This is a genomic window from Mucilaginibacter sp. A5337 (genome assembly GCF_059690695.1).
In genome coordinates, this window is the sequence record NZ_JCAWEC010000003.1 from 559,776 (window position 1) to 575,626 (window position 15,851).

Sequence of the window (15,851 nt, forward strand, 5' to 3'; positions counted from 1 at the left end):
GGAACAGATAAACATGTTTCTGACGAAAGGCACTATCAGGCAATTAAACGGCAAAAAATCCTGTTAATTTGCGATGGTGTTGGCGATGTCAAATATAACTATATATTGAAAAGAAATCAAAAATACGCGTTTTATACTACGCCCATATTAATTTCTGCTATCAGAAATCCTATCCATTTATTTCAATTGCCGAGACAACTTTTTTGAGGAGTTCAGCCTCTGTAAAAGGTTTCTCAATAGCACTTGTAAAATTTTGTTTCAACTTTTGTTCATACGCAGTGGTTAACTCATCCGAGCAGATGGCAATAACAGGTGGTTTATTTAACAACGATTTTGATTCCTTTAAACTAACCGCAAGTTTCACTGCTTCTGTTTCGGATGAGGCCAAATCAACCAATACTATATTTATTGTTTGTTCATCCAGTACTTTTAAAGCGGCTTTCACATCTAACGCCTGATAGAAATTAATATTCCATTTGCTTGTGAGCATTTTAAGAAATGTTAAGCTAAGTTCATTTTGATCAACGGCTAATATATTCAAGCCATTTAATTTCGATGTTAAATTATCACCGGCGTTTTCTGTCGGTTCGGCCGCAATCTTTTTGTAAGGTATAAAGAAGCTGAAAGTACTTCCGGTATTTTCCTTACTTTCTACGTTTATCTCTCCTTCCTGCAATTCTACAAGTTGTTTGCAGATATAAAGGCCCAGGCCGGTACCGGTTTGTCCTTTTGCAGCGTTTGTTTGGTAATATTTTGAAAAAAGCCGCCCTTGCTGCTCTATACTAATACCCGGGCCCGAATCTTTAATACTTACCTGCAGCCTGACGGTGTTGTTTACCTCCGTGAGATTTGCATTGATGCTGACGCTCCCAACCTGGGTGTATTTTATAGCATTACTTAGTAAATTGATCATGATCTGTTTAAGCCTGAAGCTGTCGCCGAGTATCATAGCTGCCTTATCACCTTCAAAACTGTAATTTAAAGTCAAGTTCTTTTTGGTGGCGCTAAACTCCATGTTTTCAACTAATTCATTCAACACAAGATCAGGATTAAAGGGTTCAGAAATGATCTTAAATTCGCTTGTTTCCATTTTAGCGGCATCAAGCGTATCATTTAGGGTGTGCAGCAACATATCAGATGAAAGCCTGATGGAATTAAGCATCTCTATTTGCTTTGCTGAGAGATTTGAGCGGCTGAAAATATATAAAAAACCATTGATGGCAGTAAGCGGATTACGCACCTCATGGCTCATATGCAATAAAAGGTTCATCTTTTGTTGAGCCATACCAACAGACCGTTCATTCTCATGAAGCAAATAAGTTTCTGCCCGGTTGAGGTTAATAATAAACATAATAAGCAGCGTGGCAAATACCAATACAAAGAAGAGTGATGCGAGATAAAACTTGTTAAATAGTGAAGTGGTTTCGCGATAACTCTTAAGCGCGTTTTCTTTAAGTTCGTTAACCAGGCTTGTGTTAATGTTATTTATTTCGGTGACAATTCTTTCCAGCTCGCTATTAATGTGCATGTTAAGCACGATCATTTGCTTTTGGGTGGTAAATAACTTAGAATTACGTTGCTGTAATTGCTGTAGCTTTTTACTGTAGATATCCTTTTCACGACTGGATATCCGCCTGTTTACCGAGTCTATTATTTTGTTGGTTCTGTTGGAGTTTATGACCGTTACATTAGCGACTCCGGCGTTGGAATTTTTATTGGCTATAGCATCCTTTATCCTTCCAAAAAAGCCCTTTTTATTTACCTGTCCGTCAGTTTTTATTGTATCACTGGTTTTAAGTTTCTTGCCTTTTTTTCTGGATGTAGTGATGTACACATTATCGTCGTTAACCGGATTTACGCCAGATGAGGCTGTTAAAAGAGAATCAAAACTATGCTTCAATACATACAAATTAGCCGAAAGCTTTAATTTCCTTACATATAAGTTTTTAACTTTTGCCCGTTGCTGCTCTGTTAGTTTTGCTGTATCTATATTGTCTTTAAGCAGGCTATCAATAAGGGTGAACGATTGTGCAAGCTTGGCCTTGTACGCATCGTTTTTTAAACCATCGGATGTTAAAAGCGAAGCCTGAAAATCATCTTCGGCTTCGTGAAGCAACAGTAATGCTCTTTGCGATTTAGCCTGATCATATTCAAGGTTCAGGGTTAGCCTGGATAATTCGTTTAACCGATTGGAAACAGAACCATTTACAAACAGGGCAACAACGGCAAGGGCTATAATCAGTGTTATAAACGCAAGCAATATTTTCCGCGAAATGCTTTTAATATTACCGGAACTCAATTCAGTTTTATAAAACATTGTATTTATTTATTCTAATTTCCCAGGCGATGGCGCCGTAGCGTTTCTTGTGAGTTAATAATTTGCCGCTATGTTCTGCGAGCATTTTTTCGGCATTGATTAAGCCGTCATACCCGGCGGGGAATGGGTTTGTGTTACTATAAGTTTGCAGTTTCCTGTTTCCAAGGGTCGGTAATCGTTCGTCGGTGATGATCAAACTTGAAAAATAATTTCCTTCAACGCCCGAAATAACAATGTCTCCGTCATGCTTTCCTGCCCCGATAATATAGTTTATAATGTTTACAAACGCTGTCTCTAATATAAAACGATCATAAAATATAAGTTTAGGAAAATCCGGTTTAAAATACAACCGGATATTTTTTTGAGCAAGGCGAGGTTTTAAATTTTGGTAATACGTTATTAAAAAGGGTTTCAGATCAATCAAAACCGGTTGAAAGGTAAACGTGCCCCTTTCAATTTCAGTGCGATGCAGTACTGTATTAAGCAGGTGCGTGGCATAGTCAACATGCCGGCCCAGGTCATAAATTATTCTTTCAAATTGTTCTCTTTCTATATCGGTGTGTTGATTGGATAGGCTATCCAGCAACATTTTTATGTGAGATAGCGGGTCCCGCACATCATGTTTTACCATTGAAAGCAGTAGATTTTTTTGCTGAACAGTTTTGCCCAGCTTATTATTTTGTCGTTCCAGTTCGTCTATATTTAAAAAAGTGAATACAGTTAAATGATCTATTTGAGTTTCATAGATATCGTACCAATAATAGGATCCATCTGCGCAACAAACTTTAGTTTCCAGATGAAAGAATGATCGGCCATACTTTGCTGCAATATTCCGTCTTTTATCGCGGCAGTTCATGATCTCATTTTGATAGTCGGGATCTGGGTATGCTTTCTGAAACCAATCCTGCAGATCGTGAAGTTCATCGTTTGTATAACCTATCCCGGCAACAAACGCACCGTTGCAGTATAAATTTTGATTCTCCGGTGCCGAATTATTAATGATTATAACGGGCGTAATCATAATATTCGCAATTTTAAAGAAACTGTTTGCAGTAGTGATCTTTTCCAAGGATAGAAGGTTTAAGTAAATGTTTTATTGTTGCAAAAGCAAACAGTAATAAAGTTATACTCTGAAATTTCGCTCTTGTGCCGACGTTAAAATACGGTAACGGGATTTGAGGCATTTGGCGCAGAAATATCTTTTAATCGGAAGGAAAAATAATAGATTGCGCCCAAACCAATTTCGTGGCATTTTATAATGGAAGGGTTGTGAACACCTTCTGCAGTGCATAAAGGGCTTATCATTGTAACTCATAAATTCAAATAATGCCTTTTCAGGCTGTGTATCAAATGCAAAAAGATTAATTGTAAATTTTTTTTTGGGGGGGAATGCCCCACAGCGGGTCATCGACTATTTTATCATTGACGCTTTTAGTTATCCTGTGAATTTTAGTCCTGGTTTTCCTTTTTGCTTAATGTCATTCTGTTCAATTGCCAAACAGTTCAACTAATTGTATATCATTATCTCGCAAGAGGCGCCTGTTACCGGTGAGTTTGATACAGTCAGTTTACCTCTATATTGTTCTAAAATTTCTTTTGCGCTAATAAGTCCAAGGCCGAAACCGTATGTAATGTCCTGGCCTGCACTTTGATGATGATTTTGGTACTCCATGGCATCCATTGGTTCTGCGGTCATTCTGTTTACTGGATTCGCTATGATCAAACTGGAATGCTTTTCATAATATCTTAATGAAATCTTAATTACACCGTTTTTAGGTGTGTGTATTATAGCATGATCAATTACATTTCTAAAAATTATGTCAAGGGCAAACTGGTCGTAACAGATGATGCCGGGCTCCGGAATTTCAAAAACCAGATTGATTTGCAGGTCGTTTAATATCCTGTTAAATATGTGCCTGCAATTGTTTAAAAAATCCTTCAGTTTAATTTCTTCAGGTTTAAATGTGAATACTTCTCTTTGGCTTTCCATACGTAACCGGGCGGGAGCTACTATGTTTAACAGATGACTCAACTGATCAGTTAATGCCGAAGCAATTTCGCAGATCCTGTTTTTGTTGAGATAATCCATTTGATAACTATCCAGAATTGCTTTAATGTTACCCAATGGCGATTGAATTTCATGCGTAAGTACAGAAAGTAACAGCGTTTTTTGCTGTATTGCATTAACCAGTTTATCGTTTTTCTCTTTTATTCGGCTGATATTAAGCAACGTGATCATTTTTATTGCCCCTACAGCAACGCTATGAAACTCATACCATTTATATGAATTATCAGCACAATATATCCTTGCAGCTAAGCTAAAGTGCTGATCGCCGTTTGCTTTTGCTGTTGTTTTTTTGCTGTTCCAGGCCGCCTGTATTTCCTCCCGGTAAGCCGGGTCAGGATATACTGTTCGCCACCATATTGCACGATTGGGGATGTCATCTATATTATACCCAACCTCGTTATAAAAAGCGCTGTTAAAATAAAGTCTGCTGATATCCACCCTTTCATCATCTATGATAACAGGAGTAATAACCTGATCTACAGCTCTGAGAAATGTATTCCTATTAATATTATTCATAAAAGGTTACGTAAAACCACCCTGGAGGTTAAGTCTATATTTCATATTTAAATAAATCTTATCTCGGTATTTAGCCTACCCGAAATAAGGAAATACTTCAATTACATTTAGCAAAAGCGACAGACAGGGAAAAACAGGCGATGAAATAAAAGAAACATCAGACAAAAAAACAGTTGTGTAGTGCTTATGGCTTATTTAGTATGATTTATCTTCCATTTGTTGTTTTTAAGCACCGTATAAGCAAGAAAACCTTTTGCCTGTATTGGTATAAGCCAGATGCTTTTTGAAAAACGGGTGTTTAACGGCAGCACTTGCCTGTCTAACAACTCTCTGTTCAATGCTCCTTCATAAGATTTTATTTTAGTCTCATTAAGTTTAACAGGAAATCATTTAGCTATAAATTGGAGGTGAGTATAATTTTAGATTAGAAATTAACGTGTTGCAATAACCTCAATTTCAATAACGGTTATTATCATTGTTATTGGCCCTATGTAAACGTTTACGTAAATAAAAGTTTACCGCCGCCGCCAATTAAGTTGAAAGTTTAATAGTTTAGGTGTTTAATGTACAATTAAACGCTTTATTGTTCGTAAGCTTCAATAAGCGATAAACCTGCTTGAATTTTTCTTTTAATAATAACTAATAATGAAAATCCTTCATTTTTTAACGTTGCTTATAACGCCGTTTGCCGGTTATGCTCAGCAAAAAGTATTTAACATTACCGATTATGGCGCCAAAGCCGATGGTGTTACCAATAACACAATCAGTATTCAAAAGGCTATTGATAATGCAAGCGCACAGGGGGGCGGTACAGTATACGTGCCTGCCGGTAAATTTTTGACGGCTTGTATCAGCCTAAAATCAAATGTTACCCTGAACCTTGCCGAAAACGCTGTATTGCTGGGTAGCGCAAAAAGAATTGATTACGGCGAGGGTCATGCAGCTCCATTAATAGCCGCCAATAATTTGCAGCATATTGCCATAACAGGCAAAGGAACAATTGACGGAAACGGCGAAGAGTTGCTGAAAGACGTTTTTGCTATGCTGAAAGCGGGTAAATTAAGGGATTCGTTATGGCAAAAGCAAAACCCCTGGGGGCAAACTCAGCCCGAGGAACCCAACCGGCCCAAATTGATCCATTTTTCAAATTGTACAGATGTGCTGATAAAAGGTGTAACCATGAAAAATGGCCTGGTGTGGGTACAGGATTATACCAAATGCCGCGACCTGGTAATTGACAGTATTAAAGTAGAAAGCAATACGTATTGGAATAACGATGGTATTGATTTGGTTGATTGCCAAAACGTAAAGCTTACCAACAGTTTTTTTAACGCCGATGATGATGGCATCTGCTTAAAATCAAGCGACAGGAACAGCAGCTGCGAAAATATTTATGTGGCAAACTGTACCACCAGGTCAAGCGCAAGCGGCATCAAATTTGGAACGGCCTCAAGGGGCGGTTTTAAAAAGATCACCATAAAGGACGTGAAAATTTACGATACCTACCGGTCGGCCATTGCGCTGGAGTGTGTTGATGGCGGGGTGATGGAAGATATTGATATCAGCAACATTAACGCAGTAAATACGGGCAATGCCATTTTTATTCGCCTCGGTCACCGTAATAAAGATGCTGTAGTGAGCAGCATTAACGGCATCCATATCAGCAATGTAACGGTAGATGTACCTAAAGGCAAACCCGATAAAGGCTACCCGATGGAAGGGCCTCTAGTTAAAGGGAACCATAATATATTTCCTTCGTCAATTACCGGTTTGCCGGGGCATCCTGTTAAAAATGTGGTGCTCGAAAACATTAAGATAGTATATCATGGCGATGCAAGTAAAGCTGTAGCCAATGTCAGCCTTGATTCGTTAACAAAGATCCCCGAAAACCCACATGATTATCCCGAGTTTTCGATGTTTGGCGAATTGCCGGCCTGGGGCTTTTATACACGCCACGCCGAAGGTGTAACGTTTAAAAATGTAACCCTTAACTGCCCGGGGAAGGATTTCAGAGCGGCTGGTGTGTTTCATGATGTTGATGGGTTAACCATTAATGGCCTTAAAATACCGCAGGTTAAATCGCTGCCGGTGCTTGTGTTTGATGGGGTAACTAAATCTTCTGTTAAGGGCATTCTCATTCCCGGAACAAGTAAAAATAAGATCCTTAAGAGGTAGTTTTCTTTCACATAAAGAATCAATCCTGCTAAAACAATTTAATGAGCTTCAGTCTTGTATATTAGGCTTTTAGCTTTAAAATAACTTAATCGTTTACGTAAATAAATATCGCATTTAATACAAAAGCTCCGTTTTTTTTATCAAAATTTAATCATTATAAAACTAAGACGGTACGTTTAAGTGCAGTTCCAATTTTAAATATAAGCTCAATACTTAACTGTTATTTCCTGGTATTGGGTTTCAATATAAAGTGCTTATTATTTAATAAAGGTTTACGATATGGAAAAGTTAACTGAAAAAGAGATATCACCATTGCCGAGTCTTGATGTATGGGAAGATGATGTATTGAGCAGGTACCCCGAGCCGGGAACCGAGAAGGCCAAAGAGGAGTTTAGGGTTTATAACGACGATGAAAATAACCCGGTGCGGGAGTTTTACAGGCTTAACCATACTTATCAAACCTATGGCAATGTATTGGCCAAAAAGGCAAACTTTTTGCGGTTTGATAAAAAAGAAATGCCATGGTGGTCGGCAATGGAATACCTGAATACACTGGTTGATGAATCGGACCCTGATATCTCGCTTGATCAGCTGCAGCATTTACTGCAAACATCTGAGGCTATCCGCGCTGACGGCCATCCGGACTGGTTTGTATTAACCGGTTTTATACATGATTTAGGTAAAGTGCTTTGCCTTTTTGGCGAACCGCAATGGAATGTAGTGGGCGACACGTTCCCGGTAGGTTGCAAGTTTTCGGATAAGATAGTTTACCCGGAATTTTTTGCCGCAAATCCTGATAGCTACGATGAGCGCTACAATACCAAGTATGGTGTTTATACCCACCAATGCGGGCTCGAAAATGTGCATATGTCATGGGGGCATGATGAGTACCTGTACCACATTACCAAAGATTACCTGCCTGAAGAAGCGCTGTATATGATCCGTTATCACTCTTTTTATTCGCAGCACCGCGAAAAGGCGTACGATCATTTGCTCAACGCCCACGATCAGGAGATGTTTAAATGGGTTGATAAATTTAATCCGTACGATTTGTACTCCAAAAGCCCGAAACCGCCGGTAGTATCCGAATTAAAGCCTTATTATGAGGATTTGATTGCCAAATACCTGCCCGCAACAGTTAAATTGTAATTTAAAAGGCGATAATTTAGCCCGTATATATTGGTCATCCCAATTACCTGTTTAGCCCGGGCTGTAAAAAAATATAGCCCGGGTCGAACTTTAAAAAAGGCATAAGCCTCCTTAACCAATTACTGAAATAAAATTATCAATGGTGCAGCCATGGTTGTTTCTGTTGGTATAAAAATAGTTGTGTTTTTAACAATAATTCCTGTATATTGATCCATGAATAAATAATTACCAGGCTTTTATGAACTCAAATGGAGATAAAGATTTAGTGTTTCGCTTACACGATGATGACATCGGTGCATTTGATATGCTTTATCATGAATATCATCAGGCCATTTATCGTAACGTGTTTAAACTCACCAAAGATGATGATACAGCCCGGGATATTTTGCAGGATGTATTTGTTGCCTTATGGGAAAAACGCGCAGATATTAACCCGGATCAGTCTGTAAGCGGTTGGCTGTTTGTGTTAAGCTTTAACAAATCCATCTCCTATCTCCGCAAAAAAGTACGCGAAACCGCTGTTGTTAATACCATGCCTTTTTCTGAGATGGAGGCCGGGAGCGGCGATGTACAGTTAGTAGATGAGCAATATTATTTATTACAACAGGCTATCAATCAACTCTCGCCACAGCGAAAAAAGGTATTTACTTTGTGCAAGTTGGAAGGAAAAACCTACGAAGAGGCCGCCGAAAAATTAAACTTATCTAAGCATACCGTTAAAGAGTACCTTGGCCATGCAGTTGTGGCTGTTAAAAATCATATAAAGGAGCATCAGGCCGAGTGGAAAACTGCAGGGGTTACGCTGGTTTGTTACTGGATAGGGATGAATCAATAACAGACTATTTACTTTCAGATACTTTTTAAGCGATAAATGCACATTTATCGCTTTTGTTGTTTTATGTAGTCCATGCATTGTTTTTGGTTGGTGTGTTTTAGAAATTCCCCTCTCGGGAGTAGGGCTGTTGCATTCTAATATATAGCTGCAAGTTCAAGCGTCTTTCGCTTGAATTATTGCTCAAGTAAGCGTCCACGCTTACTTTTCTGATATTGTTACGTGAGCGTGGACGCTCAAAAAAAGCCAACACTCGAGCGTGGACGCTCGACCGTGCGATTTTTAAAGCATATTGAATTAGAATGCAACAGCCCTGCTCTTGAAAGGGGGCGCGGAGGAACAAGTGGTAGCAGGTGTGTGTCTGCTATAAGATTATCCGCGCAGAAACACACCCCCTCCGCCCTCAGGAGGGGAATCGCACAATCCAGCGCTTTTTCCTTAAGCAAAGTGCTATGGTTATAATACCGACCACAAGCAAAAACACCAACCCAAAACAAAATTTTATTTTTTTAAAAAAAAGCATAAACCCATCCCCCCGTTTTAAAGCTCCCGGCGTATTTATATAAAAACAGCTTGTGGAAACTATAGTCAAACGCTTAGAAAGGCTTTATAATACCGAGAGTTTAACTCCTGAAGACAGGCGCTGGCTTGCCGAATACCTGCAGGGAGATGTTTCAGAATTATACCTTGTGGCGCTTGAAGGTTTCAGTAAAGATGCTTTAGAAAAAAAGATAGCCCTGAGTAATGAGGCATCTGACCAAATACTTAACAATATCCATCAGCGTATAATAAAGCCTCCTCCACGCAAAATATTCCCCCTTGGGAGGTTGCTGTTAAAAGTTGCAGTAGCTGCATCTGTAACAGCCTTTTTTTGTGCAGGTTATATATTCAGAAAGCAGTTGGACAACTGGCTGAATCCGGTTCACTACCAGGAAACGGTAGCACTGAATGGCGAAATCAAACTGATCACTTTGCCCGATGGTACAACTATTTGCCTTAACGCCGGCAGTCGTTTAAAGTACCCGGATAAGTTTAAAGAGAAAACGAGGGAGGTTACACTTACAGGTGAGGCTTTTTTTAAAGTAGCCCACGATAGCAGCAAGCCGTTTATCATCCATTCGGGTAAAATTAAAACTACCGTTTTAGGTACCAGCTTTAATGTTAAAGCTTATACGGAAGATAAATCGGTTAAGATAACAGTGGTAAGCGGAAAAGTAGGGGTTATACCAATAGCCTCAAAACATCAGGCTGTATTGCTTACATCAAATATGCAAATGGTGTATAACAAAACCAGCCAGACACTGCTTACCGAAAAAATTGATGATGCTTCGTCAGTGATTAGCTGGCAGCAGGGCAAGCTGCAATACCATAACACACCGCTGTTTGATGTTTTGGCTGATGTTCAGCGAAAATATAACGTAGAGATCAGGGCCGATAAAAATTTACTGAACTGCACATTATACGCCGACTTTAATAATATGCCATTAGAAAAAGTATTAAAGCTGACTGAAGCCCTTATTAATGCCCATTTTAAAAAAGATGGCAATGCTTATACTTTAAAAGGCAAAGGCTGTAATTAATGTGCCTGATATACCAATTATATAACTGCAAATAAATTGTTTGACAACCTAAAAATGAAATTGCTATGAGTTGAACCCAGGAAAAAGAGAAATGATCCTCCAAAATGGCCGGGCCAGTTTTGGAGGAATAAAATGTAAAGATTTTTTAATGGATCATGCACAGGGCCTCTCACAACCGCAGCACGTTCCAGCTTGACCTATAACACTTTAATATAGCAAAAATATGAAAATAAACATACCCGAAAGAGTCTTTCGAGCCATAACATTTGTTATGAAAATTAATGCCATCATTTTATTAGTAGTCTGTTCCCTGTCAACCATTGCCATGGCTGATAATTCATACGGACAAAGTGTACTGGAAAAGCCAGTCACCCTTAAATTAAAAAACACTCCGCTTTCTGACGCATTGGAACGGATTTCGGCAAATACCGGCGTACGGATCATGTATACAGGGAATAACATTGAAAGCGATGTGAAAGTTACCCTCACAGCCCGTAACGAAAAGCTGCAGGCTGTTTTGAAAAAAGTTTTATTAGATAACCAATTTACCTATACGGAAGTTGAGGGAAGTTTATTGGTTAAGCCCGCACCAAAACCTCCGGTAGAAAAAAAGATTGAGCTTCCTCCGCCTGTTATTGTTACTGGATCTGTTGTAGATGATAAAGGACAGCCTTTAATAGGTGTTTCTGTTAAAATAGAAGGCCTTTCGACAGGTGCGGTAACCGATATAGATGGTAAATTCAGGGTGCAGGTTGCTAATGAAAAAGCTGTGCTGGTATTTTCTTACATAGGCTTTGAAACCCAAAAAATAGCCGTAGGTAAACAAACATCTTTAAAAGTTACATTGCTGCCATCGGCTAATTCATTATCTACTGTTGTAGTAGTTGGCTATGGTACTACCAGTAAAAAGGAACTAACCAGCGCTATCGCAACGGTAAAGGCCGAACAGTTTAACGCCGGTGTAGTAGCAACCCCTGCCGACTTATTGGAAGGTAAGGTAGCAGGCTTAAACATCACCAACGACGGCAACCCTAACGGTAAGGCTTCTGTAACATTGCGTGGCCCGTCGTCATTAAGAGCGGGGGCAGCATCTGTACCTTTTTATGTAATTGATGGTGTACCGGGTGCCGATTTTAATTTGCTGGCACCATCTGATATTGCTTCGATAGATGTGTTGAAAGATGCTTCGGCAGCAGCAATTTACGGTAGCAGGGCTACTAACGGTGTAATCATCGTTACTACTAAAAAAGCTAAAGCCGGGCAGTTAAGATTAACCTATAACGGATATGGATCATTCGAGAAAATATCTAACCAGTTTAAGGTAGCCAGTGCCGACCAGTTAAGGGCTTATGTAAAAGCTAACGGACAAAGCTTTACGCCGGCAAATGATAATGGCGGAAATACCGACTGGCAAAAAGCCGTTGAACGCAGCACCGGATTCTCTCAAAACCATAACCTCTCTTTCGGCGGCGGTACCGACAAGACTACCTATAACGGAAGTATCAACTACCTGCAAAATCAGGGTATTGTTAAAAGCAGTGATATGAAGCGTGTTATAGGCAGGCTTAACATCACTCAAAAAGCACTGAATGATAAACTGAAACTGGACTTTTCATTAAGCAATTCGGTAACCAATGCCAATTTGTTAGTTAACGATATTCCGCTGTCATCGGCAAACGGACAAAGCCCGGGCCTGTTTAAGTCGATAGTTCAGTATTTGCCAACACGCACCATTTATAACCCTGATGGTACTTTTTATAATGACCCTACTTTAAAACTGGGTTATAACCCGGTAGGGCTTATCACTAACGATAGCTACAAACAAAAGGTTAACTTATTACTGGGTAATGTACGCGGTGAGTTGATATTGCCTGCAGGCCTGCTTTACAATTTTAACTTAGCTTACCAGGAAACAAATACCGATAATAATACCTATTACAACTCGGCATCAGAACTTGCGCCGGGCCTTAATGGTAAAGCTATCCGTTCAACTTATGAGGATAACAAAAAGCTGTTTGAAAACTATTTGAGCTACACTCATAAATGGAACGATAAACACGATTTCAAAGCTTTATTTGGTTATTCGATAGATCAAACCACAACCGGTAATGGTTTTCAGTCAACCAATCAGGGTTTTATTTCGGATGCTACAGGTTCAGATAATCTCAGTTTAGGTACACCTACCGGGAACTACCGCGTTGATTATGGTAACGTTAACGTAGAAACTTTACGTTTAATATCTTTTTACTCTCGTCTTAATTATAGCTATGCGGGTAAATATCTTTTGCAGGCATCTTTACGCCGTGACGGTTCAAACGCCTTTGGTACCAATAAGCGTTGGGGCTATTTCCCTGCTGCTTCGGCCGCGTGGCGAATCATTGACGAAGGCTTTATGAAATCTCAAACCCTGTTTGACGATTTAAAATTGCGGGTTGGTTATGGTAAAACAGGTAATTCATTAGGTTTTTCTCCTTATACGCCTCTTACGCTTTATGGCACAACCGGCAGCTTCTATTACAATAACGCTTATATTGGCGCCATTGGTGTAATACAAAATCCAAATCCAGATTTAAAATGGGAGAGTACAGCTACGCTGAACGGCGGTGTTGATTTCTCCTTATTTAAGGGGCGTTTGGGCGGCTCGGTTGATATCTATAATAAAAAAACAACCGATATGATCACCTCGGTACCGGTGTCGCTTATTAACAACTTTGTTAATACAAAAGTTGAAAACGTAGGCAGTATGACCAATAAAGGTGTGGAAATTGCACTTAACGGAACGCCGGTAAAAACAAAAGATTTTACCTGGAGTAGCTACGGAAATATTTCATTTAATAAGAATAAGATCACCGCGCTGGCACCAAATCTTTCAAAAATCTATGCAGGTGATCCTGAAGGCCCGGGACAAAGCGGTATACAGGTATCTATTATCGAGGCCGGTTATCCGCTCGGCGAATTTTATACCTTGAAATATCTTGGCCGTACCAATGGCGTATCTACCTTCATGGGTGCTAATGGTCAGCCAACAACAACCCCCCAAAGTACCGATCAAACTTATGCAGGTAACGCGCAGCCAACCTATACTTTTGGTTTTGGTAATGATCTTACTTATAAAAACTTCAGCCTTAATTTCTTTTTCAGGGGACAGGGTGGTAACAAAATCATGAACGCGTCATTGGCCAGCTTTAATCAGCCTACCCAGGCCTCGGCACATGGTGTGCCCACTTTAACACTAAGTGAGCCTGGTAACGATGTTAACGCCAATTTATATTCAACACGTTATCTCGAAAGCGGTGCCTTTATCAGGTTAAGCAACGCTACGCTGTCATACAAAATAAATGTTCCGGGCAATTATGTACATGGCATCAGGTTATATGTTACCGGTACCAATTTATTTATCATCACCAAATACAAAGGCGTGGATCCTGAGTTGAACCTGAATATTAATAACCAGTCGAGCGGCCAGTTTATCGGGGTAGACAGCAATAATTTCTATCCAAAAACAAGGAGCTTCCTTGCCGGTGTACAAGTTGATTTATAATAGATTTTTAACCTAACAGACATGAATAATTTAAAAAGATATATAAAACCTGGCCTCATTGCCATGTTTATAGGAGCAATTTACCTTTCGGGTTGTACAAAACTGGATATTACGCCTAAGTCGGCACTTACACCGTCTAATTTCCCTACTACACCTGCGCAGTACGTGGCTGCCACAGGGCCTATTTATACCGCGTTCCGCGGTGCGCCCGGCAGGCAGTACTGGCTGTTACAAAACTTAAGTACCGACGAATGCGTTTTGGTTGCACGCGGTGGTAACTGGCTCGACGGCGGTACCTATTCAACCGTAAACCTGCATACCGTTACGCCCGACAATGGCATGATCGAGACCTGCTGGTCGGGCGGGTACAGTACTATAAGTTTATGTAACCAGGTGCTGTCGCTATTAGCACCCACGCCCGAAAGCGATTCAAAGAAACAAACCATTGCCGAAATTAAAACCATGCGCGCCCTGTCATACTTTTACCTGATGGACCTGTTTGGTAATGTGCCAATCAGCAAAACTTTCGGCGATACTACCAATTTAGGTACCCAGCCAAGGGCTGCAGTATTTGCATTTATTGAAAGTGAATTGCTTGCGCAGATTCCTGATCTGAGCGGTACAGCAGGGGTAGCTACCTACGGCAGGCCAACCAAAGGTTTAGCTTATGCCATACTTGCAAAAATGTATTTGAACGCGCAGTATTACATCGGCACACAAAGGTACCAGGACGCTGTTACCATGTGCGATAACGTGATAAAAAGCGGCCAGTATGGTTTAGATGCAGATTATTTAGGCATGTTTAAACCTAATAACGGCCCGGGTGTTAAAGACTTTATTTTTGCCATACCTTATGACGGTATTTTGGCGCAGGGACAGTACTATGCCCGCTGGACGCTAAACCCTAACCTGAAAAATAAATATAAAATGCCGTACACGCCAGATGGGCCTGTGTATACTTACAAAGACTATTATGCTTTGTTTAACGATGCAAATGATATCCGTAAAAAGCAATTTTTGGTTGGCAAGCAGTACAACAATGATGGTTCTCCAATATTAATCACAACAACTAATATCGGGCTGGATGCAAGCTACTCAGGCCCTAACCCAAATGCTACTGTTGTACACCAGTTAGAGTTTACACCAGATATCGTATGGAAAAACCCTGCTACTTTTGACATCGGTAATGATGAGCTTGCCAACGAAGAAGGTTACAGGAACAATAAATTTTATCCGGACAGCTTAAGTAATGACCGTAACCAGGGCAACGATGTGCCTATGTTCAGGTATGCCGATATTTTGCTGGAAAAAGCCGAAGCTATTTTACGCGGTGCATCGGCAACCAATGGCGATTCACCTTTATCATTGGTGAACCAGGTACGGGCACGTGCAAAAGCTTCGCCTTTAACTGCTGTAACACTATCTGATATATTGGATGAGCGTGGTCGCGAGTTCTCTATGGAAACATGGCGCCGTAATGACCTGATCCGTTTTGGTCAGTTTGAAAAACCATGGGGCATAAAAACAGATGCTAATCCTAATAAACGAATTTTCCCGATCCCAAGACCGGAAATGCAGTTGAACCCGAAACTGGTACAAAATCCGGGTTATTAATTTAATTACTATTATTTATTTAACAAATGCAGGCCCTAAAAAGCCTGCATTTGTTTTTT

The 15,851-nt window shown here is 40.0% G+C and carries 9 protein-coding genes; 6 read left to right on the plus strand and 3 right to left on the minus strand.

Annotated features, from left to right (window positions below; translation table 11 throughout):
* Positions 1–169 precede the first annotated feature (169 nt).
* The 3 genes from AC59JO_RS12335 to AC59JO_RS12345 form a co-directional block, all read right to left on the minus strand.
* A complete protein-coding gene (locus AC59JO_RS12335; protein WP_497305604.1) occupies positions 170–2,317 on the minus strand; it encodes a sensor histidine kinase in 2,148 nt (715 codons plus the stop codon).
* Positions 2,307–3,386 (minus strand): PAS domain-containing sensor histidine kinase, encoded by a 1,080-nt coding sequence (locus AC59JO_RS12340; protein WP_497305606.1) that lies wholly within the window; start codon positions 3,384–3,386, stop codon positions 2,307–2,309. The genes AC59JO_RS12335 and AC59JO_RS12340 overlap by 11 nt, the downstream gene beginning before the upstream one ends.
* Before the next feature lie 438 nt (positions 3,387–3,824).
* Positions 3,825–4,901: a PAS domain-containing sensor histidine kinase gene (locus AC59JO_RS12345; RefSeq protein ID WP_413666485.1), complete on the minus strand. Its 1,077-nt coding sequence runs from the start codon at positions 4,899–4,901 to the stop codon at positions 3,825–3,827.
* 645 nt (positions 4,902–5,546) lie between these two features.
* On the opposite strand from AC59JO_RS12345, the gene AC59JO_RS12350 reads away from it, so the two are divergent.
* From AC59JO_RS12350 to AC59JO_RS12375, 6 genes are all read left to right on the plus strand, one after another.
* Complete coding sequence (locus AC59JO_RS12350) at positions 5,547–7,076, plus strand: glycoside hydrolase family 28 protein (protein ID WP_497305608.1); 1,530 nt, start codon at positions 5,547–5,549, stop codon at positions 7,074–7,076.
* A gap of 279 nt (positions 7,077–7,355) precedes the next feature.
* Positions 7,356–8,225, plus strand: a complete 870-nt coding sequence (locus AC59JO_RS12355) for an inositol oxygenase family protein (RefSeq protein ID WP_497305610.1) — start codon at positions 7,356–7,358, stop codon at positions 8,223–8,225.
* Positions 8,226–8,463: 238 nt separating this feature from the next.
* The gene (locus AC59JO_RS12360; RefSeq protein WP_413666488.1) at positions 8,464–9,060 is read left to right on the plus strand and encodes an RNA polymerase sigma factor; all 597 of its coding nucleotides are present in this window, start codon (positions 8,464–8,466) and stop codon (positions 9,058–9,060) included.
* 572 nt (positions 9,061–9,632) lie between these two features.
* The gene (locus tag AC59JO_RS12365) at positions 9,633–10,637 is read left to right on the plus strand and encodes a FecR family protein (RefSeq protein ID WP_497305612.1); all 1,005 of its coding nucleotides are present in this window, start codon (positions 9,633–9,635) and stop codon (positions 10,635–10,637) included.
* Between the two features lie 271 nt (positions 10,638–10,908).
* The gene (locus tag AC59JO_RS12370) at positions 10,909–14,178 is read left to right on the plus strand and encodes a SusC/RagA family TonB-linked outer membrane protein (protein WP_497305614.1); all 3,270 of its coding nucleotides are present in this window, start codon (positions 10,909–10,911) and stop codon (positions 14,176–14,178) included.
* A gap of 21 nt (positions 14,179–14,199) precedes the next feature.
* Complete coding sequence (locus tag AC59JO_RS12375; RefSeq protein ID WP_497305616.1) at positions 14,200–15,792, plus strand: RagB/SusD family nutrient uptake outer membrane protein; 1,593 nt, start codon at positions 14,200–14,202, stop codon at positions 15,790–15,792.
* The last annotated feature ends 59 nt before the right edge of the window (positions 15,793–15,851 follow it).